The 24,783-nt window shown below is 48.1% G+C and carries 21 protein-coding genes; 10 read left to right on the plus strand and 11 right to left on the minus strand.

Annotated features, from left to right (window positions below):
* Window positions 1-9: 9 nt before the first annotated feature.
* Complete coding sequence (locus H6F52_RS17495) at window positions 10-801, minus strand: TIGR00297 family protein (protein ID WP_190536240.1); 792 nt, start codon at window positions 799-801, stop codon at window positions 10-12.
* Window positions 802-963: 162 nt separating this feature from the next.
* Between H6F52_RS17495 and H6F52_RS17500 the strand changes: the two genes are divergently transcribed.
* Window positions 964-1,395, plus strand: coding sequence for a VOC family protein (locus H6F52_RS17500; protein WP_190527898.1), 432 nt, complete (start codon window positions 964-966; stop codon window positions 1,393-1,395).
* Here the strand turns inward: H6F52_RS17500 and H6F52_RS17505 are convergent.
* Window positions 1,325-2,014 carry a triacylglycerol lipase gene (locus tag H6F52_RS17505; protein WP_190536241.1) on the minus strand — a complete coding sequence of 230 codons (690 nt, stop codon included), beginning with the start codon at window positions 2,012-2,014 and terminating at the stop codon, window positions 1,325-1,327. The genes H6F52_RS17500 and H6F52_RS17505 overlap by 71 nt on opposite strands.
* Before the next feature lie 427 nt (window positions 2,015-2,441).
* On the opposite strand from H6F52_RS17505, the gene H6F52_RS17510 reads away from it, so the two are divergent.
* A complete protein-coding gene (locus H6F52_RS17510; RefSeq protein ID WP_190412739.1) occupies window positions 2,442-3,032 on the plus strand; it encodes a hypothetical protein in 591 nt (196 codons plus the stop codon).
* Window positions 3,033-3,081: 49 nt separating this feature from the next.
* On the opposite strand, the gene H6F52_RS17515 is transcribed toward H6F52_RS17510, so the two are convergent.
* The 3 genes from H6F52_RS17515 to H6F52_RS17525 all read right to left on the minus strand — a co-directional run bounded on the left by H6F52_RS17515 (window position 3,082) and on the right by H6F52_RS17525 (window position 5,567).
* Complete coding sequence (locus tag H6F52_RS17515; protein WP_190536242.1) at window positions 3,082-4,164, minus strand: tetratricopeptide repeat protein; 1,083 nt, start codon at window positions 4,162-4,164, stop codon at window positions 3,082-3,084.
* Window positions 4,165-4,242: 78 nt separating this feature from the next.
* Window positions 4,243-5,106, minus strand: a complete 864-nt coding sequence (locus H6F52_RS17520) for an RsmE family RNA methyltransferase (protein ID WP_190536243.1) — start codon at window positions 5,104-5,106, stop codon at window positions 4,243-4,245.
* A gap of 35 nt (window positions 5,107-5,141) precedes the next feature.
* Window positions 5,142-5,567: a BON domain-containing protein gene (locus tag H6F52_RS17525; protein ID WP_190536244.1), complete on the minus strand. Its 426-nt coding sequence runs from the start codon at window positions 5,565-5,567 to the stop codon at window positions 5,142-5,144.
* 911 nt (window positions 5,568-6,478) lie between these two features.
* Between H6F52_RS17525 and H6F52_RS17530 the strand changes: the two genes are divergently transcribed.
* Window positions 6,479-9,583: a response regulator gene (locus H6F52_RS17530; protein ID WP_190536245.1), complete on the plus strand. Its 3,105-nt coding sequence runs from the start codon at window positions 6,479-6,481 to the stop codon at window positions 9,581-9,583.
* A gap of 40 nt (window positions 9,584-9,623) precedes the next feature.
* On the opposite strand, the gene H6F52_RS17535 is transcribed toward H6F52_RS17530, so the two are convergent.
* The 6 genes from H6F52_RS17535 to H6F52_RS17560 form a co-directional block, all read right to left on the minus strand.
* The gene (locus H6F52_RS17535; protein WP_190536246.1) at window positions 9,624-12,203 is read right to left on the minus strand and encodes a glycosyltransferase family 39 protein; all 2,580 of its coding nucleotides are present in this window, start codon (window positions 12,201-12,203) and stop codon (window positions 9,624-9,626) included.
* A 161-nt stretch (window positions 12,204-12,364) separates the two neighbouring features.
* Window positions 12,365-15,361, minus strand: a complete 2,997-nt coding sequence (gene pruA, locus H6F52_RS17540) for an L-glutamate gamma-semialdehyde dehydrogenase (RefSeq protein WP_190536247.1) — start codon at window positions 15,359-15,361, stop codon at window positions 12,365-12,367.
* Between the two features lie 92 nt (window positions 15,362-15,453).
* Window positions 15,454-16,815: a serpin family protein gene (locus tag H6F52_RS17545; protein ID WP_190536248.1), complete on the minus strand. Its 1,362-nt coding sequence runs from the start codon at window positions 16,813-16,815 to the stop codon at window positions 15,454-15,456.
* A 183-nt stretch (window positions 16,816-16,998) separates the two neighbouring features.
* Window positions 16,999-18,402, minus strand: coding sequence for an NAD(P)(+) transhydrogenase (Re/Si-specific) subunit beta (locus H6F52_RS17550; protein ID WP_190439677.1), 1,404 nt, complete (start codon window positions 18,400-18,402; stop codon window positions 16,999-17,001).
* Between the two features lie 115 nt (window positions 18,403-18,517).
* Window positions 18,518-18,808 carry an NAD(P) transhydrogenase subunit alpha gene (locus H6F52_RS17555; protein WP_190412730.1) on the minus strand — a complete coding sequence of 97 codons (291 nt, stop codon included), beginning with the start codon at window positions 18,806-18,808 and terminating at the stop codon, window positions 18,518-18,520.
* 133 nt (window positions 18,809-18,941) lie between these two features.
* A complete protein-coding gene (locus H6F52_RS17560; protein ID WP_190439674.1) occupies window positions 18,942-20,087 on the minus strand; it encodes a Re/Si-specific NAD(P)(+) transhydrogenase subunit alpha in 1,146 nt (381 codons plus the stop codon).
* Window positions 20,088-20,678: 591 nt separating this feature from the next.
* On the opposite strand from H6F52_RS17560, the gene H6F52_RS17565 reads away from it, so the two are divergent.
* From H6F52_RS17565 to H6F52_RS17595, 7 genes are all read left to right on the plus strand, one after another.
* Window positions 20,679-21,212, plus strand: a complete 534-nt coding sequence (locus tag H6F52_RS17565; protein ID WP_190536249.1) for a DUF2808 domain-containing protein — start codon at window positions 20,679-20,681, stop codon at window positions 21,210-21,212.
* Window positions 21,213-21,335: 123 nt separating this feature from the next.
* Entirely contained in the window at window positions 21,336-21,473 is a 138-nt protein-coding gene (gene rpmH, locus H6F52_RS17570; RefSeq protein ID WP_190412727.1) for a 50S ribosomal protein L34, read from the plus strand.
* Between the two features lie 77 nt (window positions 21,474-21,550).
* Entirely contained in the window at window positions 21,551-21,949 is a 399-nt protein-coding gene (gene rnpA / locus H6F52_RS17575; protein ID WP_190412726.1) for a ribonuclease P protein component, read from the plus strand.
* A complete protein-coding gene (locus H6F52_RS17580) occupies window positions 21,921-22,316 on the plus strand; it encodes a PH domain-containing protein (protein WP_190412725.1) in 396 nt (131 codons plus the stop codon). The genes rnpA and H6F52_RS17580 overlap by 29 nt, the downstream gene beginning before the upstream one ends.
* Before the next feature lie 180 nt (window positions 22,317-22,496).
* Window positions 22,497-23,645: a membrane protein insertase YidC gene (gene yidC / locus H6F52_RS17585; RefSeq protein WP_190412724.1), complete on the plus strand. Its 1,149-nt coding sequence runs from the start codon at window positions 22,497-22,499 to the stop codon at window positions 23,643-23,645.
* Window positions 23,646-23,647: 2 nt separating this feature from the next.
* Window positions 23,648-24,163, plus strand: coding sequence for a R3H domain-containing nucleic acid-binding protein (locus H6F52_RS17590; protein ID WP_190536250.1), 516 nt, complete (start codon window positions 23,648-23,650; stop codon window positions 24,161-24,163).
* A gap of 82 nt (window positions 24,164-24,245) precedes the next feature.
* Window positions 24,246-24,752, plus strand: a complete 507-nt coding sequence (locus tag H6F52_RS17595) for a YceD family protein (RefSeq protein WP_190536251.1) — start codon at window positions 24,246-24,248, stop codon at window positions 24,750-24,752.
* The last annotated feature ends 31 nt before the right edge of the window (window positions 24,753-24,783 follow it).

Raw genomic sequence — 24,783 nt, forward strand, 5'->3', positions numbered from 1 at the left:
ATTCTACTTTCAAGTAATCCCCGCAGTAGACAGAGTAAACGAGTACCATGCTAAAGCAAACAAAATTGCAGCGATCGCGCCGATTAAGGTATTGAGAAAATTCACTACTTCGTTGGTAAGCCAATCGTAGCGAGATTGCAGCGTAGCACCAATGACACTTTCCAAATTGGTCGCAATAAACGCTGCTACTATGCACCAAACCACCCCGATGAGATCGATCGCACCAACGCCCCAGCCAACACAAGCGATCGCAACCGATGCTACTACTCCAGCGATTGTTCCCTCCAAAGAGACTGCCCCTTCTGTTCCCCTGGCTACAGGTTGTAAGGTTGTAATCAAAAACGTCCGTTTACCATAAGCTTTCCCGACTTCGCTGGCGCAGGTATCCGAAAGCTTAGTGCTAAAACTGGCTACATAGCCCAGCAGTAAAAAAGGCACCCATTGAGGTTGTCCTAAATAACTCACCAGTACCGTTCCTAAGGCGCATAGAGTGCCCGTGAGGGCGGAACCCCAGACATTCTCCGGCCCGCGTGCCCCAGACCGTTTCTCGGCGATTCCCTCGGCTTCTTTTTGAGCCATGCCGATGCGCGTGACGGCAGAACCTACGAGAAAATAGAACATCACGACTAAATATCCCTGCCAGCCAAGGGTACCCCAGATAATGACGCCTAGCGCCCAAGCGTGCAGGAATCCGGCAGGGGTAAGTAACTTTTTAGGGGCGAAATAGGCGATCGCTAACAAAACTGTATTCAATCCCACTGCAACTAACCAGGGATTGAAAGAATTAATGGTAGAGAGCATCTGTAAAAATCTTGAATTTATAACACTCTTTCACAATACTCTCGTCCGTGAGAGAGGCGCAAAAAGGAACCCCAAGTGAAGGATGTATGTATTAGCGATATCACCCTTGATCTTCGCTTGCAAGTAAAGCGCCGCAAAAGCACAGCACTCAGAATATTACCGATGAACCCAACAATCTTTCATCTTGCTTTTCCCATCTCCGATGTTGCCCAAGCGAAAGCCTACTACGCTGATGGACTCGGCTGCCAAGTTGGGCGTGAAACCCGCGATGCCTTGATTCTGAATCTCTACGGTCATCAGCTGGTAGGTCACGTTAGCAAAGAACCGATTACCCCGCAACGAGGGATTTATCCCAGACACTTTGGGCTGGTTTTTACATCAATTGCTGACTGGGAAAGCTTGCTAGAACGGGCACAACAGCGACGGTTGCACTTTTATCAGCAGCCGAAACATCGCTTTCCCGGTCAACTCACCGAACATTGCACCTTCTTCCTCGAAGATCCGTTTTATAACCTGATGGAGTTCAAATATTACTCTCATGCCGAGGCAATTTTCGGGGTTCGGGAGTATGCCGAGATTGGCGATTCCCATTAGGAGACGCTACGCGATCGCGCTTCAGTGGTTCTAAAAGTGCCTTCTCCACAGCCTTAACCCCCTTAGCATCTGTAATCATCCACGGGTGCAGCAATACTGGCACCTGTAGATTTTGACCGACGGGCATTTCCGAACTATTCGGTGGCAGAATGATTAAATCAAAAGGCGTCCAGATCGAGGTGAAATTCACCTGTTCCAGCATCGCCACATCCCGATTCAAATCTTGTAGAAAAGCGCTATCAGGGCGCATCTGAACGCAGCCAAGCCCATTGTGAAAGTAGCCCGCCCACGTTCCGTGGTTGGGTGCTGATATGGTAATAAAACGCTGCACCCGGTTAATGCCCCCTAGTCGCTGCACGTAGTAGCGGCTAACGATGCCTCCCATACTGAAGCCGACCAAATCAAATGGTTGGTCGGGTGCAAAGGTCTTGGCAACGTAATCAGCAACCTGCTGTGCTAGAGAGTCCAGACCCATCGCACCATTATTGGGGGTGAGGCTGAGGTCGTATACAGACCAGCCTTGCTGTGCCAGGTAAGGAGCCATTTTATGGAATACAGCAGCCGTATCGTTGATGCCGTGAATTAGCAATACAGGATTGCGCTTAGGGGCACTGTTCATTTTGCCAGGAATTAATCTCATATAATCCCAGCTTAGACACGAGCGATCGCGGCTGGGGTTGGTTTAGGACAGCCTGTCGAGTGGCTGTGGCTTAAAATCTGAGATTAATGTAAATTCTTGCAACAAAAGAGCGTTTTCCAGAGCTAACTGGCTGGGTAACTGTACTTACTAAAACAAAATTTGTAAATTTTTGTAAAGAACTATCTGGGAATCTTGCGTTTGTCCGCCGTAAAACTTCATAATCCGATCTGGATCGCAAATTGCAACGATAGAAACGCTTTGTCCATATTGTAAAGCGGCTGCTTTCTGAGCTGAGCAGTTGAGCTTATCCTTGGCGATACCAGTCTTGCATCAAAAATAGAATAGCTTGCTCCAATGTTTCGGGAATCAGTCAACATCGTCATTTAAATCTCAGGAGTAATACTAAATGTTTGGTTTTATCAAAAAATTGTTGGGCGGCATTACTGCTTTCATTGGTGGAATTTTTGGCTCTAAGAAATCTGAAGGAAACGAGGCTGCTGCTCTTCCTCGTAAGAAGTCTGGTGGATACTACATGGAGCTAGAAGAGTCCAAAGACGCAAAACCAGCGGCGCAAGAGAGCCAGAAGAAGCCAGAACCAGTCAAAGCCCAAACATCAGAATCGAAGAAGCCGGAACCCGCGAAGGCATCTGCATCCGCTTCTAAATCTGCGTCTAATGGACAAAAAGATTCATCGAAGCCTCAAGCAACCCCAGAACTTGTAGGGGCTGCATCCAAGAATTCATCAAACTCTAAAGAAGTCTCAGAACCGAAAGAAATTGCTCAAAGACCCCCAGTAGAGCTAATTCAGACGGCTGAAGGTGTTGAGGCAGTGGTTGCTGAGAAACCAGCAGCACCTATCAACGGCAAGGGTCAAAGCCAATCCGATACCACGTTTGCTCCGAAATACTTGAATCCAATTTCTAGCTCTAATACTCGTCGGCGTCCCGGTCCCAGCATGAGCAACTTCATGGACATGGCGCGTCAGGTGAAAAAATAATTAAAAATTAAAAATTAGCAGGCTTGTTGTCTAATTTTTGATTTGCTTTTTAATTCTTTGACCCTCTGAGGAAAACCAGCCCACTGTACAGTTGGAAAGCTGGGTCCCAGAGGGTTTCTTCACGCCGAAATAAGTCGATATGAGATTTGAGACTTTTTAGAATTTCTGTGCGATCTAGGGCAGTTTGAGCAAAATCTGTAAAATCTGCCCAAATCGGCGTCTGGGGCAAATGTCCTTCTAGAAAATGAAGTAAATTGTTCCAATGACTGCGGTTGGTCGCTTGATTGGGTTGAGTCGGCTGTGGATTGAAGGAAATCCCCTGCCCAAACTGGTAGTTGCTATCGCAAAGGCGAAGAATACTGTGTCTGGAAGGAAGATGCAAGTCGATCAATTGGGCATAGTCTTGGGTTTGAGTTTTCCATTGCAGTTGGCGACGAGCATCTTGGTCGATGACTTCGCCAAAGATTGGTAAGAGTCCTTGCACTTGTTGTCTGACTTCTGACCAGTTGAAGGTCAGGGAACCTGTCTGACCGTGTTCGTTCTCGCAAACGACGCTAGGTGGGGAAGCTGAAAGGAAATGGCTGACGCGAAAAACGTTAAGTTTCCGAACATCTGCAAGGTTTGCCCAGAAGTTGGGAATTTCGGCTTGCTGCATCTGTTGACTGTAGAATCGCAGTTCTCCTACCGGACCAGTTCGGTACAACCGCCAGCCGCGACTGGGAAGTTGTAGCCGTGCGGTGTAAGGGTCTATCTGCACGATTCGAGCTAACTGTTGGGCGGCGACCTGTTTCTTTTCAGCGCTAACGGCTTCTAGAACTAAGACGCCTGGTTCTGTGTCTTCTGGGGCGGCGGTGGCTTGAGCGATCGCGTCTCGTCTTTTTTGTTGGGCGATCGCTTCTATACGTCCCAATCCTTGACGAGCTTGAGTCATAATCTTGGGATTGGTGGTTTCCCGTAGCAGTTGCCGATAGGCATTTTCTGCCGCCTCCAACTTGCCCGTTTCTTCGTACAGCCGTCCCACATAAAACTGTACTAAAGGATTTTGCGGCATCTGTTTTACCAGATGGTTGAGTAACCAGGCAACGGTTTTATAGTCTTTGCGCTCGAAAGCTTCCGCAAGTTGTTCAAGCATTACAGTAATTAAAAAAATAACAATTAAAAATTAAAAGTTGAAGCATCCTTCATTTCTAATTGTGCATTGAACCGTAGCTTAAATCTCTCTAATTTCTGATTCCCATGCCGCAGCTACCAGAGATAAGGCGACCATTGGGGCGGTAATAGATCGCAGGATACGACGCCCTAGAGAAACGGGTTGGAAGTCAGAAGCGATCGCTTGTTCGACTTCTGCTGGTGTCCAGCCTCCCTCTGGCCCAATAGCGATAATAATTGTTCTTGATTCTTTGTTCTCATATTTTGCACCTGAAAAACCTAACCCCCCAGCGCCCCTCCCTTGTAGGGAAGGGGGAGCCGGACTCCCATCTCCTTGCAGGGGATGGGTTGGGGGAGAAGTCTCTTGCGGCAACAGATGAATCAAGCAATCGAGTAAATGAGGAGAATCTCCACGAGCAACGCAGATATAATTCTTGTCCCTTGTCGAAGAAGAATTAATCTTGAGTGAAGACAAAGCAGCCGAAAAGGAAACGGGTTCTAAAATTGTGGGAACGATTTGACGTTCTGACTGTTCAGCGGCTTCTTGGGCAATTCGCCGCCAACGTTCGAGTTTTTGGGGGCTGGGATTGAGCAGGGTGCGATCGCTCACGACGGGCGCGATCGCTACCACCCCTAGCTCGGTACTGTAGCGCACCACTTCATCAAAGCCGTTTTTTGGCAACGCAACCATTAGGGTTATCGAGCAGGGCAACTCAGTTTGGACGGAAATCGGCTCTAGAAGCTGCCCCTGATTCGCCTCCAGCTTCGCCAGCCACCAGTGCCCTTGTCCATCCATTGCGATAAAGCGATCGCCCTCCCGCAACCGCAACACCCGACTGAGGTAATGCTGTTGTTCGGCAGTCAGGATAATTTGCTGGTTTTGAAATTGAGAGGGAGCGATCGCTAATCGTTGCAGCTGAGCCAATCTTTATCTCCCACTAACAGCAGACCTTTCTAATTTTATCGGACGGAACCTTCGTGGGTTTTAATTTCCACTTGGTGAAGGTCTACTGCTTTGGTGCCATCTACTTTGGCAGCAACCGCTTCGACATGGCTCAAAATTGATTGATCGGGTACAGAACCCGTGAGGATAATCGTGCCACCGTCTTGAGCGATTTCAAGAGTGTCAATATTTTTGAGGTTCGGCTCTTGATCAAATGCAGCAGCAACGCGCTTAGCTAATCCGTTAGCATCGTATTCCCCCTCAAAGCCCATGTATTCTGGCAATGTTGGAGGTTTATGCATCCCAGCCTTCTCACGCAACTCCCAATCATACTCACCCGTAAGTCCTGGACTCATTTGTTCTTCGACAGCCTGAGCGTCATGTTTGCTGTCTCCTTCTGTGCTGGTATTCTGTGGTCCAAATTGCCTTTCTAACCAAGTCATAATTATTGTTTGCCTTCTAAGGATGTTTTATATTTTCTATTACACATCTATCCCAGTTCTGATTACATCCCTCATCAGAAATCAGTCTTCAGATATAGGACAAATTACTGTTTTTTTGGCTAAACAATAAACCTAGCTTAGGTGCATTTGTCAACTAAAATTCTTTTAATTTAATAATATATATAGCCAGCCTAAATGGTTTCTAAAGGCGAGATACCTGACTTCTTAGAGAAGTCGGGTATCTGAACTGCTGGCATCTTACAGCTCAAATCAGATTGCTACTATATCACTAATTTAACATCCAGTAAAAAAATTAGACGTACAAAATTTATTTTTATTTAGAAAGTCTTAAAAAAATTTAATTTTAGCAATCATTCAAGCAAAAAAATGACCAACTATTAGCTTTACAAGCTTTAAGAATTTAGAAATTTTTTAAAAGTCGTATCGGCAACTACGAGGAGTTATTTATTCGGTCAAGAAGCTACTGTTGCAAATCCTAAGAAATTGCCGCCCGAATCGGAAAGCCTGTACAGAGGGATAATGTCATAACCAACTTCTCAAACGTGGCATTTCAGGGGGCGAAGTATAGTAAATTCACCCTGTAGGTAGGGTCAGACATCATGCTTGTAGATACGAATTCTAAAAAAATATTGATCGAGTGTGGGCAAAAAACAAGCCAAACCAGCACACTGGAGGGACTCCGCAAGTAATCCCGATAACATTGATGAAAGATTAAAATATTTACAATACATAGCATCTCAATTACATTACCAAGCCAGTAGAGGTGGATTGGTTCCTAAGAATTTTCAAAGTAACCCTGGAAGTTTTAGCTCATAAAGATGGTAACGCTGCCGAAAGAGAGGGGAAATGCTGGAAGAAGACCCTCCAGTAAAAGAATTGGAGTGCAACCCATGCAGACTGAACCGATCGCCGTATTGCTTGTGGAGGATAACCCTGGCGATGCCCGTCTCGTGCGGGAACTGCTGCGGGAAGTCAATGCTCCCCAGATAACGCTGATCCACGTTCAAACGCTCACAGAAGCCCTGGATTGCCTCGTCAGTTCAGAAGGGTTGAACGTTCAGAAGTTGAAGATTGAAAGGTTTAACCAACCAGCGAACCAGCAACCTTTTGAGCTGAAAGGCGATCGCCTCCCACTATCGATCGGGGTGATTTTGTTAGATTTATCGCTGCCAGATGCTCAGGGTTTAGAAACCGTCAGACGAGTCTGCAATGCTGTACCAGAAGTGCCGATTGTGGTGATGTCGGGGCTAGCCGATGAAGCGATCGCGCTTTCTGCTGTACAAGAAGGAGCGCAAGACTATCTCGTCAAAGGTCATGCCGATAGCCATCTGCTGCTCCGCACCGTGCGATATGCCATTGAGCGTCAGCGGATGCAGATACGACTCCAACAAACCCAGCGAGCCTTGCAGCAACAACTGGAGCGAGAAGCCTTAGTAAACCGCATCACGACTGCCTTAAATTCTAATCTCGATCCAAAATCAGTCGTTGATGAAATTGTCCGACAGACGGCAGTCCCGATGAGCTGCGATTTCTGCATGGTAGTCCGAGACTTGTCGGAATCAAACCGAGTTTACATTGAAGCGGAGTATTGGCCCCATTTATCAGATGCTGTAAAGCCGATTTCTCAATCGCCCCTACAAGGGACAACCCTGTCCGTAGAAGGCTGGGAAACGGTGCGAAGTGAGTTGCTCGAAAACCGTCCGGTAGCGATCGCAAACACTACTGACTTTTGGTTGACCCCAGCCTATCAAGCGCTTTGCGCGGAAACGAGACCAAGTACGATGCTCTTGGCTCCTATCTTCGTAAGAGAGCAATTCTACGGCTATCTAGTCGTCGGCTCGATCAAGCCGCGTCCGCCGTTCTTAGAATGGGAAATCCAACTGCTGCAACAGTTAGCTGGACAGACAGCGATCGCACTCTACAATGCCCACGAGCTTGAACAGCTAGAAAGCCTCGTTCAGGAGCGCACTCAGCAACTCGCTCAGGAAAAAACACTGCTGGAAGCCATTCTTGATTCCATTCAAGAGGGAATTACTGTCACCCAACCCGATGGTCAAATCGTGCTGTTAAATCGGGCGGCATTGCAGATATATGGTCTGGTCGGGAATGGTGTTACACCTACCTCCGCTCCAGGCTCTATGCCTCACGTCAAGAATTTTTTAACTAAATTAAAAGTCCGGAACCCAGATGGTTCCCGCCCTCGTCGGTCGGAGTTACCTCTAACAAGGGCACTTCAAGGGGAAGTTTTTACCGATCAGGAGCTGGTGGTACACGGTCTCAATGGAGAGCGCAAGTGGGTAAGTATCAATGGGGCGGCAATCCGCGATGACAGGGGGAAAGTCCTGCTGGCGGTCAATACGACGCGAGACATTACCGAGCGCAAACAAGCAGAAAAGGCACTGCAAGAATCGGAAACCAAATTCCGAACGCTCTATGAATCGACCAGCGCGGCGGTGATGCTGTTGGATGAACAAGAAATTTTCAATTGCAACAGTGCAACCCTACACCTATTTGGCTGTAATGGCTTGGAGGAGTTTTGCGGCAAACATCCCAGCACATTCTCACCACCAACTCAGCCCGATGGTCAAGATTCCCTGACTCTAGCTTGCGATCGCATTACCACTGCCCTAACAGAAGGCAACTGTCGCTTTGATTGGATTCATCGGACGTTGGATGGTAAAGATTTTCCGGCAGAGGTGACGCTAACGGCAATCAAGCTGGACAACCGAAAAGTGTTGCAAGCGGTCGTGTATGACATTAGCGATCGCATGAACAAAGAAATCGAACTGCGGGAAGCAAAGGAAGCGGCAGAAGCGGGAAGTCGAGCAAAAAGTGAATTCCTTGCCACCATGAGCCACGAACTCCGAACGCCCCTTAACGCCATCTTAGGACTCTCTCACATCCTGCGGCAAGAAATTTTTGGCACAATCAATGAGAAACAGAAAGAGTATGTCACCTGCATTAATAACAGTGGCGAACATCTCCTATCGCTGATTAACGATATTCTTGACCTTTCTAAAGTCGAAGCAGGCAAAGAGAAACTCTGCCCGATGCCAATTATCGTGCCGAATTTGTGCGAATACATCGTTACGATTATGCGGGAACAAGCCTACGAACGAGGGCTACAACTCACCAGTCAGATTGACACAGAAATTGATGTTTGTGTCGCCGATGAACGACGTCTAAAGCAGATGTTATTGAATCTGCTATCGAATGCAATTAAGTTCACACCATCGGGTCAAGTTTCCCTAATTGTGCAAAAGCAGCCTGGATGCATTGCGTTTACCGTAGCGGATACGGGCATTGGTATTGCCCCTGAGAAGCTGTCATTGTTATTTGAGCCATTTCGCCAATTGGACAGCGGACTGAACCGGCAGTTTGCTGGCACTGGTTTGGGGTTGTCACTGACTCGCAGTTTAGCCCGACTTCATGGTGGAGATGTGACGGTTTCCTCAACCCTAGGAAAAGGCAGTGAGTTTACTCTATATCTGCCCGATATGAGCAATGAATCAGTCTCCATCTATCAGTTTCCAAGCGAGGGGGGCGATTCTTCTTCATTGTCTTCTGGACTTAACAATGGCGAGTTAAAAGGCGAGTTAAAAGCCGCCGCCAACCCTTTTTCTATCCCTGGCAAAGGACGAATTCTAATTGTGGAAGACGATGAAAATAGTGGGTTGCTGTTGCAAGACTATCTCCAAGTCGTAGGCCATACCGTCGAACATTTGCTTGATGGGACGGATTTCCTCCAGCGGGTGCGAAACTTCCAGCCCGATCTGATTTTGTTGGATGTAAATTTACCCGGTGGATACAGCGGGTTAGATTTACTAAAAGACTTAAAACAGCAGCCGGAACTGGAAAGACTGCCAGTGGTAATGGTGACGGTAAATACAATGGCAGAAGATCGAGACCGTTTTCTAGAGGCTGGTGCTAATGATTATCTCAGCAAGCCGATAGGCATTCCTCAGTTGGAGTTAATTTTGATGAAACATCTCTGAAGAAGGCAAAAAGTAAAAGGCAAAAGCAAGAATTTTGTTTCTAATTCGGAATTTTTAATTCTTTCAGAATTTGCCAAGCTTTGACGAGATTGCCTTGCAGAAGCGTTGCTACGCCATTCAGGGCTTGAAGTTCGGATAAGTTCGGGTTGATGGCAAGAGCCGGTTTCAAAGCTTTCTGGGCGGCGGCGGGATGCCAATCGTACAGATGGACAAAGGCGAGATAGGCATAAGCGTAGGGATTTTGGGAGTCGATCTCAACGACTCGTTCTAAGGCAGCGATCGCACCTTTGACTTGTCGCTTTAGTGCCTTTGACAAAGCCAGCGTGTATGCCCAATCCCGGTTTTGCGGTTCCCGTTGCAGTCGGTATTCCAATGCCGTCAAGGTTTGATTCAGATAGTCTTGAATCGGGTCGTACTGGTTGATGCGCCCAGTTTCTTCAAATATCGACTCTAGAGCTTCTGTCCCTTGGGGTAAGGTAGCCGCTAGAGTCCGCAACTGAGTCAGCAAATCCAATTCAGGTGCGGGTGTGGCGGCGGCAAGGGGTTCAATCTTCAGTGTCACGGAGGGAACCTGTATCGGGTAAGTTTCACCCGTTTGCCGGTTCAGGTAAGTCGCTTCTAGGCGGTAAATTCCAGCCGATATATTTGCTGGCGGCAGCATCGCCATCTGTTCGGTAACTCGAAAGCCATTCGCAGAAAGCTTAGAGGGAAGAACTTTTGGATACAATTCTCCCATGCCAATCCCGTGATCGTGCAGCCATTCAGATTTGGAATTTTCAACTTTGGAATTGTTAACTGTGGAATTTTCAACAATGCGATCGCTCATTCGCCAAGTCAGCAGCACTAAACCGGATTGCAACTGTTCCCAGGAACCAGACCATTCGTAGGTAATCGGTACGGGACTCCCTGGCGGGGCTTGATTAGGTATACTCACCCGTTCTAGGGTGACTTGGGTACGGGGTTCTGTGAGGGGTTGTACTTGAATGGGTGGCGTTTTGCGATGATAGAGTTTCAGAACACTGTCATCGGGTAAATCCCAACTCTTTTGCAATTGGAAATCCGAACCTTGTTCAACAGTTTGGACGATGATTGCTTGCGCGTCTGGAATCGATCCTTGGTTGCCACTTTTGGTGAGGAACCAGGAAAGCGATCGCGCATCTTGAGGGACAGACTTCTTTCGGGTTCCTACCTGACGCCCATACACCTGAAAATTTTCTAACGCACCGTAATAATTGAAATTGTGCTGGTTAATTTTGGCGGTTGAGGGTAATACTCCCAGTGTGGAACGCAGATAAGGTTCGGTTTGAATAATTTGGGCGATCGCTTGTTGGTGAGGCCATTTTTCTCCCAGATAAACGGGATGCTGGGCGTAGGGACTGAGGACTTGCGTGAAATTGGCAAACATCCCTCCCACGGGGAACAGGTTCAGAAACATTAGCAGCACCGCCAAACCAACGGTTCCCCAACGGGTATGATGTTTCCAGCGTCCTGTCTGGCGCGTCAAACCATAAGCCAAAAATAGCGCTACCACCGGCAAGTAAGGCAAGACATAGCGAGAATCTTTATTAATATTCAGCGAACCCAGTAAATAAGCTCCCAGCCAAAATACCGCAAGCCAAGCAATTGAATCAAAATTTAGAAATGAAAAATTAAAAGTTGAAGAATTCTCTTGTTGAGTTTTTATTTTTTTAATTGAATAAATCAGCAATCCCACAATTGGAATGAGTAACAAAGGCCAAGACAGATGGTAAGGAAGAATTTTCCAATAGTAAGTCCAAGCGTCTAGAGTATTGAGGGCGGGATCTCCCTCCGCGATCGCTGAATCCACGGTTGCCCGTTTTCCCGCTGTCAGCATCAGCAGCCAATTGGTGCGATACCAAGGACCAAAGACCAAAACCGAAAGCAGCAACCCAGAAACCAGTTGCGCGAGGCGTCCCCATGCCCGGTGCCGAAGAATCGTCCCAAATCCCACCCACAAAATCGGCGTCAACAGAAAGAACAGCGCTGTCTGCTTTACCATCAGCGCCAGCCCCAAAGAAAGTCCAAACGCCGCCGCCCAAACCCATTCTCTTGTTCTTTGCGTCCTCTGTTCCTCTGCGGTTCGACAATTCCGCCAAACCGTCAAGCAAAAGAAACTCAATGTCACAACCGCTGTCAGCGGATAATCCAGCAGAAAATCCAGGCGATATTGATAAATCCCCGGTAACAATTGGCACAGCCCAGCCGCCCATAAACCGACTTCAATGCTAAATAGCTGGACACCCAAACCATAAACCGAACCCAAAAGCATCGCACTGAATAGCAACAGAACCAGCGTGGCTTGATCCGCCCCCGTCCCAAAGAGATGCTGGACGATAGCAGTCGCAATGTAGGTAAAAGGCGGCACTTTGGAGGTCAACAGCCAAAAACTCGTCCACCACTCCCCTGAAAACCACTGGGGTTGTTGCAAAGCCCGCCAGTAGTTCAACGATCCCGTCAAGTAATCTGCCTGATCCCAAGCTGGCACTGAGTGATCAAGCGCAAACCAAATGCGATCGCTGACTGCCCCTACCAGCCAAACGATCCCTAGAATTAGCAGACTTTTATTTTTAAACTTAGGGCTTTTATCTTTATCGGTCACAGAATCCAGATAGGTTCTTTTAACTTATTTCCCATTTTTTATTGCATCAAATTGAGAACGGCTCTATTATTTTGTCCCAATTACCTTACCCAAATAAAAAGACAAAAGTAAAACAAAAACCAATTTTTTCTATTTACTTTTGCCTTTTTACTTTTGCCTTTTTAATCTACTCCTTCAATCGGAGCAAATCCTTGGCGCTGGATGTTTTCTGTCACTACGCGGGGTTCGAGGAATTGGAGCAAGTAATCTGGGCCACCTGCTTTAGAACCGACCCCTGAGAGTTTAAAACCGCCGAAGGGTTGCCTTGCTACAATTGCGCCAGTGATGCCGCGATTGATGTAAAGGTTGCCCACTTCAAATTCATTTTCAGCTTGTTGAATGTGGGAAGGTGTACGGGAATATAGACCGCCAGTCAGGGCGAAGTTGGTGTTATTACCAACTGCGATCGCTTCCTCAAAATTCTTCACCCGCATGATGGCTAGAACCGGACCAAAAATTTCTTCTTGGACAATCGTCGCCTCTGGCGGGACTTCTGAGAAAATCGTCGGCCCGATAAAATAGCCGTTGTTGGGTGCGGACATTTCCAGCGCCACTTTGGCTTCCTGACGCCCTTTCTCGATATATTCCAAAATGCGATCGCGTGCGTTTGCATCAATCACGGGGCCAACTTGGGTGCTGGGTGCCTCCGCAGGGCCAACATTGAGCGATCGCGTCGCTTCTACCAAACGCTCCACAAAAGCATCATAGATGGGTTCTAGAACAATTACCCGCGAACACGCCGAACACTTCTGTCCGCTGTAACCAAAGGCGGACTGCACCACACCTTGCACAGCTTGGTCGAGATCGGCACTTTCATCGACGATAATCGCATTCTTTCCACCCATTTCGGCAATCACCCGCTTCAGGTGTTTTTGCCCTGGTTGTAAAATCGCCGCATCAGCGTAAATCCGACAGCCAACTTCCTGAGAACCTGTGAAAGTAATCATGTGGACGTCGGGATGCTTCACCATATAAGCACCCACCGTTGAACCTTTTCCAGGTACGTATTGGAACACCCCACGAGGAATGCCTGCTTCTACCAGAATTTCACTAAGTTTCGCTGTAATCACCGACGAAACTTCAGCCGGTTTGAGAAGCGTACAATTTCCAGCCACCAATGATGCCACTGTCATCCCGGTGGGAATCGCCAAGGGGAAATTCCACGGGGAAATAATCAGAGAAATCCCTCGTGGTTGGTAGTTATAGCGGTTGGTTTCCCCGGCGATGTCATAATGGTGCCCAGCATCCAGCCGTTCCATTTCATCGGCGTAGTAACGGCAGAAGTCTATCGCCTCGGAAACTTCACCGTCGCATTCCCGCACTGGCTTCCCAACTTCTAATACCATGCACGCGGATAATTCAGCGCGGCGTTTTTCCATCAAATCTGCGGCTTTCCGCAACACTCCAGCCCTTTCTGGCACCGGAGTCCGCCGCCAACTAGCAAATGCTGCTTTTGCGGCTTGGATCGCCTGTTCTGCTTGTTCTACGCTAATTAATCCGATTTTGCCAACCACCTCACTGGGGTTGGAAGGATTCACTGAATCGACGATATCGGATGTGTTTACATATTCACCGTCAATCAGAGGTAAATAGGTTTTACCCAACTGTTCGCGCACGGTTTGCAAGGCTTGTTGCGATCGCTTCCTTTCCTCAGCTTCTGCATAATCCGTATCCGCTGCATTGTGAAAAGGCAAGTTTTGAGTTTTGAGTTTTGAGTTTTGAGCTTTGACTAAAGACTCCGAACTTTCTACGACGGGAGGCGCTAACAATTCCTCAATCGGACGCTCTTCCAGATTTTGTCGCAAGAACGAACTATTGGCAGTATTTTCCAGCAACCGGCGAATCAAATAAGCCATCCCCGGTAGCAAATCCCCATAAGGACAATACACCCGCACCCGATAACCTTTATCGACGAGAGCTTTTGCCAGCTTATCTCCCATGCCGTACAAAACTTGCATCTCAAAGCGACGGCGGGGAATTTTCAAACTTTCCGCGATCGCCATCGCCCGTGCTTGCGATCGCACGTTATGACTGCCAATTGCCGCGTACAAATACTCATGATTTTCCAGCAACAGCTGGGTCATCTTCTCAAAATTGGCATCGGTTGCAGTTTTATCGCTGTAAACTGGCACCGGCCAATCTTTCTGCATCGCCTTGATAGTTTCTTGATCCCAGTACGCCCCTTTTACCAAGCGCACTGTCAGAGGATAGCCACGCTGTTTCGCCCAGTCAATCAAGCCGCGCAAATCTTGTTCGCTGTCGCGCAGATAAGCTTGCAGCGTTATTCCGAGATCCGTGCGACTCCGGAACTCCTCTTCCATCAACAACTGTTTCAGGATGGAGAGCGTCAAATCTTTGTAGGCATACTGTTCCATATCAAAGTGAACAGCAGCCCCCAAGGCTTGGGCGCGACGTAATAGAAGCCGGATGCGATCGCTCACTCGCTCCTCACTTCCCTTCGCATCCAACGGATCGAACTGCGAATAAAACGCTGTCAGCTTGACAGATACTTGAACTTGGGGGATTTCTTCTCCATCTGCTTGGTCAATTGCCGGAACCCGCGTCCACGTCTTCGCTGCCTCCGTCAGCTGCTGCATCAATTCCAAATATCTATCTAAATACGACTGCGCCTCAGTTTCCGTAATCACCGCTTCCCCCAACAGGTCGATGGTGAAAGCCATTTTCTCCTTACGCAATCGCTCAACCGTCTTAATAACCTGTTTAATACTTTCCCCAGCGATATATTTATGCGCTAAGGTTTCAACTGCTGTATTCACCGTTGTCGCTGCTACCTGACCGGGCATTGAGTCTGGAGACGCAAAGTTGAGCATCCCTTTCAGGCTCGTCGGGAGTTCAACCGACTCATCCGCCAAGTATTCTTGCAAGTGGCGAGCAACTTCCGGTTTACTGTGCAGCGCAGGCAGACAGTCAATGAAGCGAAACAGCTGCACTCGCAAACCAGGGTTAGCCATTGCCCAAGCAAGTAATTTATCATCCCAGCGCATTTGGTCGCGCATTTGGGCAAAAAAGGAGCGATTTTCTCTCGTTGCTGCCAACAGTTGTTTGGCAATTTCTTGGGTCTTGACTTCGTAGGTGCTATCAGATATTTGTACAACCACGGCTGGCAGACTCCTAATTCAGGATAAAGGCATCAATGCTGGGAACCCTCTATCTTCTATTTTCTCGATTTCCCAAGCGATCGGCATCAACTTTACTTCCCAACAGCCGCTGTTGACTGTAGCGGATTCAACACACGACCCAGGAACAAAATGCTACCCGACTGCTTGTCCCGAATCAGGAACACAAATGGGCGATCGGCTCGAAACTCTTTGTTTGCCCCCCTAGTCATCCCAACCCCTGTAGACGCAGCTGCCTCAGTGCCCTCCTCATTTACCTCCACGAAGGCTTTGTGAATCACCTTGGAGATGAACAACCCTTTCTTGCCGGTCATCGCCGAGAAGTCAGCTTGAACGCTGAAAGCTTCGGGCATCCCCATATTTGCCAGTACCTTGCTTAGGTCAAACTCTGAAGTGAGGTTGAACTTAGGCACCCAAACTTCAACCATCTGCTCGTATTTGAGGGACGATAGCCACCGTTCCAAGTTTTTTGGCGTCAGCTGCTGCTCCATCTTCGCCAACCCATCCACTTGCTTGGGTAAGAGAATGACCATCGATAATTCCTCGGATATCTCCTCCCCTTGACCATAGGGTAGCTCTAGCACTTTCAAGCTGCCAATATCTGCCCAGCCGTATTGCTCCGTCTTGCACATCATCGGCACGCTAACCTGCTGCGTTGGAGTGACATAAAACGGCTCATCTTTGGTTTTTTGCCGATCGAACGGGCTGAACCAGGCACCTTTAAAGTAAATGGCATTTGTCAGCACCAGCTTGGTCTTAGAAGAGATCGTCCCTGGCGCAATCAGATCTTGAATTTTGTCTTCAGTTTTTTTTGCGACCCAGTTGTTGATCGTGCGGCGAGTCTGTTCAGTCGCACCGGCAAAGTCCACCTCTTGGAGTCCCCCGCCGTAGTCGTTTTGGGTAGTTTTCAAAAAGCGATCGCTAAAGCCATAGCCCTTTTGACCCCAAAGCCGATTCGCAACTGCAATTTGATATCCCTGCTGTTCGCTGGCATTTAGCTCAGCCATGAGCGCGGCAAAAGTCGGATGCAGGCGTTCTTGCTCTAAGGTGAAGTGGAGAACTTTCGCCATCTCGGTCGCCGTTTGTCCGCCAGCTCCAGCGTAGGTCATGGCGAGTGCCGTTGAAATGCTGTAAGGGGAGAAGAATAGGTTTCCTTCTTGTTTCCGCAGACGGTTATAGAGATCGAGGGCAAACGAGCTGTTGCCCTCCACCACCGTATCTAAAAGTGCGGAAAGTTCCTCTGTTGGTTGTTTTGGAGTGGTGGACGCGGTTTGGCTGGTTAAAATCGGCTTTGGAGTCCCAATCGCATCTGCCTTGTCTGACAACGCAGAGGAATTCCTAAAATAGATACCAGGTTCACGAGCCATAGCGGAACCAACCGAAGCGATCGCCAAACCTACTAAAGCGGCGGTAAAACCCGCGATGAATTGTCTCATGCTGCTTTCATGCAAAATCACATAGCCGTGGTTTCTGAATGTAGCAGATGCCTCTGGTAAGCCCAGCCTAACCTATCTTTTATTCCAAAGAAAAGATAGCTTCAGGAGTATTAAACTCCTGAAGCAGACTGGTATCGTATCGCGATCGCAATTTTGAGTGATGATATAAAACTCAAAATTTGTTTATAGCTGCTTCACTTCAGCAACCAGCTTCGCTACGACATCCCGCGCACTGCCAAATAGCATCATCGTTTTGTCTTTGTAGAAAAGCTCGTTATCCACACCGGCAAAACCCGCACTCATCCCGCGTTTAATCACAATCGTGTGTTTTGCCTTATCTACTTCCAGAATCGGCATCCCGTAAATTGGGCTAGCAGAATCGTGACGAGCCGCTGGATTCACAACATCATTCGCCCCAATCACCAGCGCCACGTCCGTCTGCTCTAACTGCGGATTGATATCATCCATGTCGTATAGCTGCGGATAAGGCACATTCGCCTCCGCTAGCAATACGTTCATGTGTCCTGGCATCCGTCCCGCGACTGGGTGAATGGCGTATTTCACTTCAACGCCTAGTTTTTCTAAGCCGTCAGCCAATTCGCGGACAGCGTGTTGTGCTTGAGCCACTGCCATGCCATAGCCGGGAACAATCACGACGGAACGCGCATAGCCCAACATCATCGCGCCTTCTTCGGTATCAATGCTGTGGACATTTTTATCGCCCCCATCTGCACCACCAGCGCCACCAGATGCCCCAGCTTTCCCAAAGGCACCAAACAGCACGCTGGCAAGGGAACGGTTCATCGCCTTACACATGATTTCGGTCAGGATTAAGCCTGAAGCGCCTACCAAGGCTCCGGAGATGATCAGCATATTGTTCATCACCACGAAACCAGCAGCCGCCGCAGCGACCCCAGAAAGCGAGTTCAGCAGCGAAATTACGACAGGCATATCGCCGCCGCCAATCGGAATCACGAACAGCACGCCCAGCAGTAAGGAAATCCCTACCATTGCTAGAAATACAGGTAAGTTGTCTGGGGTAATTAGCAGGAAGGCACTCGCTGCTACAAAACTTACTAATAGGAGGGCGTTGATGGGTTGTTGTAAGGGAAAAGTAATGGGAGAACCACTAATGAGTCCCTGCAATTTGGCAAAGGCCATCATACTGCCAGTGAAGGTGACGCCGCCGATAAATACGCTACTGATAATCGAGAGGTTGGCGTCGAAGGGGATTGCTTGCTGCGTGCCCAAGAGCCGCCAAAATTCCCCTACGGCGACGAGGGCAGAAGCTAAACCTCCCAGACCGTTGAGTAAACCCACCATTTGGGGCATATCGGTCATTTCTACTTTATAGGCTGCGATCGCTCCCAACACTGAACCAATCAGCAAACCCAACAAAATCATTTCGTAGTTCAACACCTGCCTATCTAGCAGTGTTGCCACGATAGCCAGTAGCATCCCGACCGCTGCCCACTGATTGCCTGTGCGAGCTGTCGCCGGTGAACCCAGCTTCTTCAATCCCAGAATAAACAAACACGCTGCTACTAAGTAAGTCAGCTGTATCCCAGTTGGCAGAAATTCCGTCATATCACTTGTTCGTCGGTAATGGGTAATTGGTGATTGGTAATCAGAAAAGTTTTGAGTGTTCGGGTTTGCATTTTGAGTGAGAAATTTCTTCTTTTCAAAATTCAAAGCTTATCCATTACCCGCTTACCTTTTTCTTAAACATTTGCAACATCCGATCCGTCACTAAGAAACCACCTACTACGTTGATGGTTGCTAGCACTACGGCAATTAAGCCCAAAATGACGCTGAGATTTGACTCGCGCGGTCCACAGACAATCAGCGCCCCGATCACGGCAATTCCAGAAATTGCATTTGCCCCAGACATGAGGGGAGTATGGAGTGTCGGCGGCACTTTGTTAATTACTTCAAATCCGATAAAAGACGCTAATACAAATACAAACAAAGCGCCAATTAAGGTTTCTGTCATTCAGCTCAATACTCCTTCTTGATTCAGCGGTCAAGGTGGACACTGCCCACCGACAATCTTCAAATTGGATACCTAATTTGATAGCTAAGAAACCCGTTTTCTAGAGAGAAAATGGGTTTCCTCCACCATTTTTCTAGGCGTTAATCTTTACCTGAGTCAAACCATCCCGGACTCGTTGATTGAGAATCTCACCGTTATTAGAGACGCAGGTACTACTAATGATGTCATCCTCAAAATTCAGCTGCAATGCACTCTCTTTAATCAGGTATTGCACCAAAGTCAAAACATTCTTGGCATACATTTGACTGGCGTGAACCGGCATAGACGCAGGTAAATTCATCGGGCCAATAATCGTGACTCCGTTGCGCTGGACATCCTTGCCAGGTTCCGTGCAGGCGCAGTTGCCGCCTTGCTCAGCTGCCAAATCGACAATGACCGCACCCGGTTTCATCTGGGCTACCATTTCCTCAGTCACCAGGATGGGCGCTTTCCTGCCCGGAACCTGAGCTGTGGTAATGACGACATCGGCTTGCTTGACGTGTTCGGTGAGGACTTCTTGGGTGCGTTGCTTAGAGGCTTCAGAAACTTCTTTCGCGTAGCCACCCGCCGCTACAGTTTCTTCATTCAGCTGCACTTCGATAAATTTCGCCCCTAGGCTTTGCACCTCTTCTTTCACGGCAGGACGAATATCAAAGGCTTCTACGATGGCACCTAGGCGTCTAGCAGTAGCGATCGCTTGCAGTCCCGCTACTCCTGCACCCATGATAAATACTTTTGCCGGTGCAATTGTCCCAGCTGCTGTCGTCAACATCGGGAAGAACTTCGGCACAGCCGCCGCTGCAATCAGTACCGCCTTGTATCCAGCCACTCCCGCCTGAGAAGACAAAGCATCCATGCTCTGCGCCCGACTGGTGCGGGGGATCAATTCCATACTGAAGGCGGTGACTCGGCGCTCGGCTAAACGCTGGATTAGGTTTGGATTTCCCAAAGGATTTAGAAACCCAATCAACACGCCTCCTTCCTTGAGCTGATGAATTTCATGCTCTTTCGGCGGATTAACTTTTAATAAAACATCCGCCTCGCGCCACAAAGCACCTGTATCCGAGACAATCGTTGCACCAGCTGCTTTATAGGCGTCATCAAAGAAAAATGCTTGCTCACCAGCACCCGCCTCTACCCACACTTCTAGACCCTGTTTTACTAACCTGCCTACAGTGTCAGGCACCAGTGCCACACGACGTTCGCCAACTTCAACTTCCTTTGCAACCGCAATTCTCATGAACTCTCCCAATCAATTCTACGAAACCCTTCTGCATCCTATCCTTTTGCATCCTAGGCGGATTTCTAAATTCCGATCCGTATCTTTAACTTTGTTTTATGAATTTAGAGTTCCACACTCACGCACGTCCTAAGACGATATCACCTAGAACCCGTTTTCAAAGCTTTAACCAATGATAAAAAGCTTTCTCTTAAACCCTCTGGTGCCTATAATCTCTGGCGTCAATTCAGATTAATTGAAGGGTTTGTTTCCGGCTGATTTTTTCAAATTTATTCAATAAATAACCAAAAAAATACATAATGATATACATTAGTACATAAAAAATGCCGAGCAGCGCGATCGCGCCGAGCGGCAACTAGTTTAAAATCAACTGTCTTTATGAGCCGGTCTGGTTCCATTGCCCTAACCTGAGCGATCGCTCGACTCAAAAGCTCACCAAGCTTGCATCTGGGGGCACTTTCTTCTCGCTTCCCGCGTCACGGGGGAGGATTCATTCGGGGCGGCTACATCCCCGCTTGAGTCAAAAATAGTAAAGTTTAGTAACGAAGCCCACTCTCTAGCCCATTCTCTACAGTTGAGATACAAGAGCCTATGTTGTCAACAAAATCCTCTAAGCGACGCCTAATTTCTGCCCTAGCGGCGACGGGTTGCGTGCTAACGGGCTTTGCCAGCCTCACCCAAGCACAGAGTCTACCGGGGTTAACCATTTTTAGCGGTGTTGAACGGCAAAATCAGCTGAGCTATCGGTTAGATTTTGGCGGTCAATCGGATGCTTGGGATCGCTACCGGCTCAAGATTCCCGCCAAAAAAATGGAATTAGGGGCAGCTCAGTTTGTCATCACTTATCCCGATTACTATAAGGGCAAGTTTGACACGAAAAACGTTGAAGTCCGTGTCAAAGGGAAAAAGCTGCCCCTCAAAGAGGTTGTCTGGGACAAAGAAAATTACAAGCTTCTGATTTATATGCAGGAGCCAGTGGCTGCTGGTAACAGCGTAGACTTAATCTTGTCTAACGTGAAAAACCCGCCTTTTGGTGGAACTTATTATTTCACGGGTGCGATTCTTACTCCCGGCGATGTACCGTTGCCCCGTTATCTCGGTACCTGGATTCTGAGTATTAATTAAGGTACAGTCCACGTCCGCTTCTGTGCAGCCAAGGGGCGCTTGTAAAAGGAGCGCAGTGTGATGCTATGCTGGAGAATCGTGACTTTTTCTATAGCGGCGATTCTAAATCTGGAGTAAAAACCGATGACTCAGCGCACTCTGGGCGGCACTAATCGTAAGCAAAAAAGAACATCTGGTTTTCGAGCACGGATGCGTACCAAAAATGGTCAGGCTGTCATCAAAGCTCGCCGAAAAAAGGGACGTTATCGCCTTTCCGTTTAGAAACACAAGAAGGATGAAGGATGAATTTATTTCGCCTTCATCCTTCTTTTAAGCCACCCAGGAGGGCGGAGTTTCTAGTGGCATTATCCAGAGCAAATCGACTCAGGCACCGGCAAGATTTTACCGCTGTGTACCAGAGCGGTCTGCGTCGCAATGCCCCTCACTTTGCTTTAAGAGCGTTGAGGCAATCAAGCGGCGCGAAGGGCATGAAAACTGCCGAAGTGATGCCAACCCGCATCGGCATCTCCATCAGCCAAAAAGTCAGCAAGCGAGCAGTCATCCGGAACCGGATCAAGCGACGGATTCGGGCAGCGATTCGTCAGATGTTACCTCGCATTGCACCTGGCTGGCGGTTGGTCATCGTTGTGCGACCCATAGCAGTGGAGTGCGATTATGGTCAAATTTTGCGAGAATTAGAGCAGTTGTTGGCAGAAGCAGAGGTACTCAATGGGCATCAAAGAGGAAACCTTCTATGAAGGCGGTCCCCACATAGGTGATTTGATTATTAATATCCTGCTGGGATTTACAGTCATCTGTATACCTCTGACGGTAGGGGCAATTGTGAGAGCGCTTTGGTTGCGCTACCGGATTACTACTCGTCGTATCTCGGTAACGGGTGGTTGGATGGGACGCGATCGCACCGACATTATCTACTCAGAAATTGTTAATGTCGTGAAGGTTCCCCGTGGAATTGGTCTCTGGGGCGATATGGTAGTCACTCTTCGAGATGGCAGTCGCCTGGAACTCAGAGCCTTACCTCGATTCCGGGAAATTTATGACTACATCAACGAGAAAATGGCAGCCAGAACCGGCAAACCAGCGGATGGTTCCGCGAGTCGATAGAATTGCCTCAAAAGTCAAGTAATTTTAGATGCTCGAATTGAATTGTCAATGGCTTATCTAAAATTCCCCAGCGACTCTACCCTGGCTTTTGTGTGTTTTATAACCCAAAAATCACAAACATTAGATAACTTAGATTAAGATTCTCCACAAGCTACTAGCGCCCCCTCTAACTCAGAACGAATGGACTTTGGTATCGGGTTTCTCTCCAATAATGTCATGCTGCCAATCCTGGATTTCTTCTACGGGATTGTGCCTAGCTATGGTCTCGCCATCGTGGCGCTGACACTTGTAATTCGCTTTGCTCTCTATCCCCTGAGTGCTGGCTCCATTCGCAATATGCGGCGGATGAAAGTTTCCCAACCGCTGATGAAAAAGCGACAAGAAGAAATTCAGAAGCTTTACAAGGACGATCCTGCAAAACAGCAGGAGGAAATGAGCAAGCTGTTCAAAGAATTTGGCAATCCCTTAGCCGGGTGCTTCCCCGTGTTGCTGCAAATGCCGATTCTCTTTGCATTGTTTGCCACCTTGCGGGGATCGCCATTCTCGGATGTGAACTACACGGTCAATTTGCAAATCTTTCCTCAAGAACAAATTGAACGGATTCAGCCGCAAGCTTTCGTGACAGCGCCACAAAACATTTACTTTTCAGATGGCGTTCATGCCCCGATTGCGGCGCTGCTGCCGGGAGGGAACCGCCTGACGGTTGGGGAAAAGGCTAAAATTGAATTTCAAACCGTGGAGGGCAAACCCCTTCGGGAACTCCTCGCCGACTATCCTGAAACTAAGCTGATTCCCCGCTGGAAGGTCACTAAAGGCGAAGAACGGGTACAGGTGAATGAAGATGGCAGCGTGGAAGCTCTTCAGCCTGGGGAAGTCACCGTTCAGGGAACAGTTCCAGGACTAGCGGCAGATAAAGGATTTCTCTTTATTGATGCGTTAGGTCGTGTGGGCGCTTTTGATGAAGACGGAACCATTCACTGGGATATTATCGGCATGGTGCTATTCTTTGGCATCAGTTTGTATCTCAACCAGGTTCTCTCCGGACAGAACGATTCCAGCGATGCAAACGCCCAGCAGGCTACGGTCAACAAAATTACCCCAATCCTCTTTTCTGGGATGTTTTTGTTCTTCCCGCTGCCAGCAGGGGTGTTGATGTACATGGTCATTGCTAACATTTTCCAAACTGCTCAGACGTTTATTTTGTCGCGCGAACCCCTACCAGAAAACCTTCAGAAAATGGTAGAAGTTCAAGAAAAAGAAACGAAAGCAAAGGAAAGAGAAGCACTTCCCTTTGAACCAGGTCGTTCTAAGAAAAAGGCTTCGAGTTAGCTATGAGCGATCGCAGAATGCAGCGGGGTCAGCAGTGGCTAGAGCAACTCCTACAACTAGCCAAATTTCCTACCGGCGTTAAAGAAACCGCAATCCAAACGATTCCACAAAGCAGCGACTCCTCCCAAGCAGAATTAGAAACTTACTGGTTGACAATCGACGAAACTAAACTAACATCCGCACAAATTCAAGCCTTAGTAGGTTCTGAAGGTGCGACTCTCGATGCCATCCAGTACCTTGCCAATGCCATTTTGAACTTGGGTCAAGAGCGGGAGGAGCAGACGGCTTACACCATTGAACTTGATGGCTATCGCGCTCGGCGTCAAGCGGAACTCCAAGAACTTGCTGAGGATGCCGCTCAGCAAGTTCGTTCTTCTGGTCAAGAATTTGAAATAAAATCCTTGTCTTCAGCAGAGCGGCGTCAAGTTCATACTTTTTTCCAAGAGTGCGAGGATTTAGAAACCTATAGTCGGGGTCAAGAACCAGACCGGCGTCTGGTTGTACGATTAAAAAATTAAGAGTTAAAAAAGGAAAATAAGAAATAATTTTTTGTTTTTTGTTTTCCTTTTTTAATCGGGTTGGAAGGATGGCTGAAGCATTATGAAGGCGATTTATATTCCTGGGCTACTGAAAGCGCCAGAGCGCTCAGAAGTCATTCAAATTGATGATTTTTTACCAGAGCTGGAAACTTTGACGCCCGTGCGCGGACAGATGAAAGTTTCCCATCAAGGAAATTACCTGGATGTTTCTGTGAAAGCAGAAGCAATTGTCACTCTCACTTGCCATCGCTGCTTGCAACAGTATAATCACCGCCTAGCTATCAATACATCAGAAATGATTTGGTTAGATGAAGGGGCTGATCAACCAGACACAGGGCCTGTAGAACGAGAAACACCACTCGAAGATTTGTTGGAAATGCTGCCGCCGCAGGGTCATTTTCAGCCTGATGTTTGGCTATACGAACAAATGTGTTTGGCGATTCCCCCAAGGCAGCTTTGTGACAAAGATTGTTCGGGGATTCAACCAGCAAATACGAATGGCTCGGACAGTTTATCTGACCGCCGATGGGAAGCTTTAAAAGCACTCAAAAAACAATTTCCTAAATAGTCAGCGGTCAGTGGTTAGCGTCAGCGGCAAG

This window comes from Coleofasciculus sp. FACHB-542 (genome assembly GCF_014695825.1).
GTDB lineage: Bacteria > Cyanobacteriota > Cyanobacteriia > Cyanobacteriales > FACHB-T130 > FACHB-T130.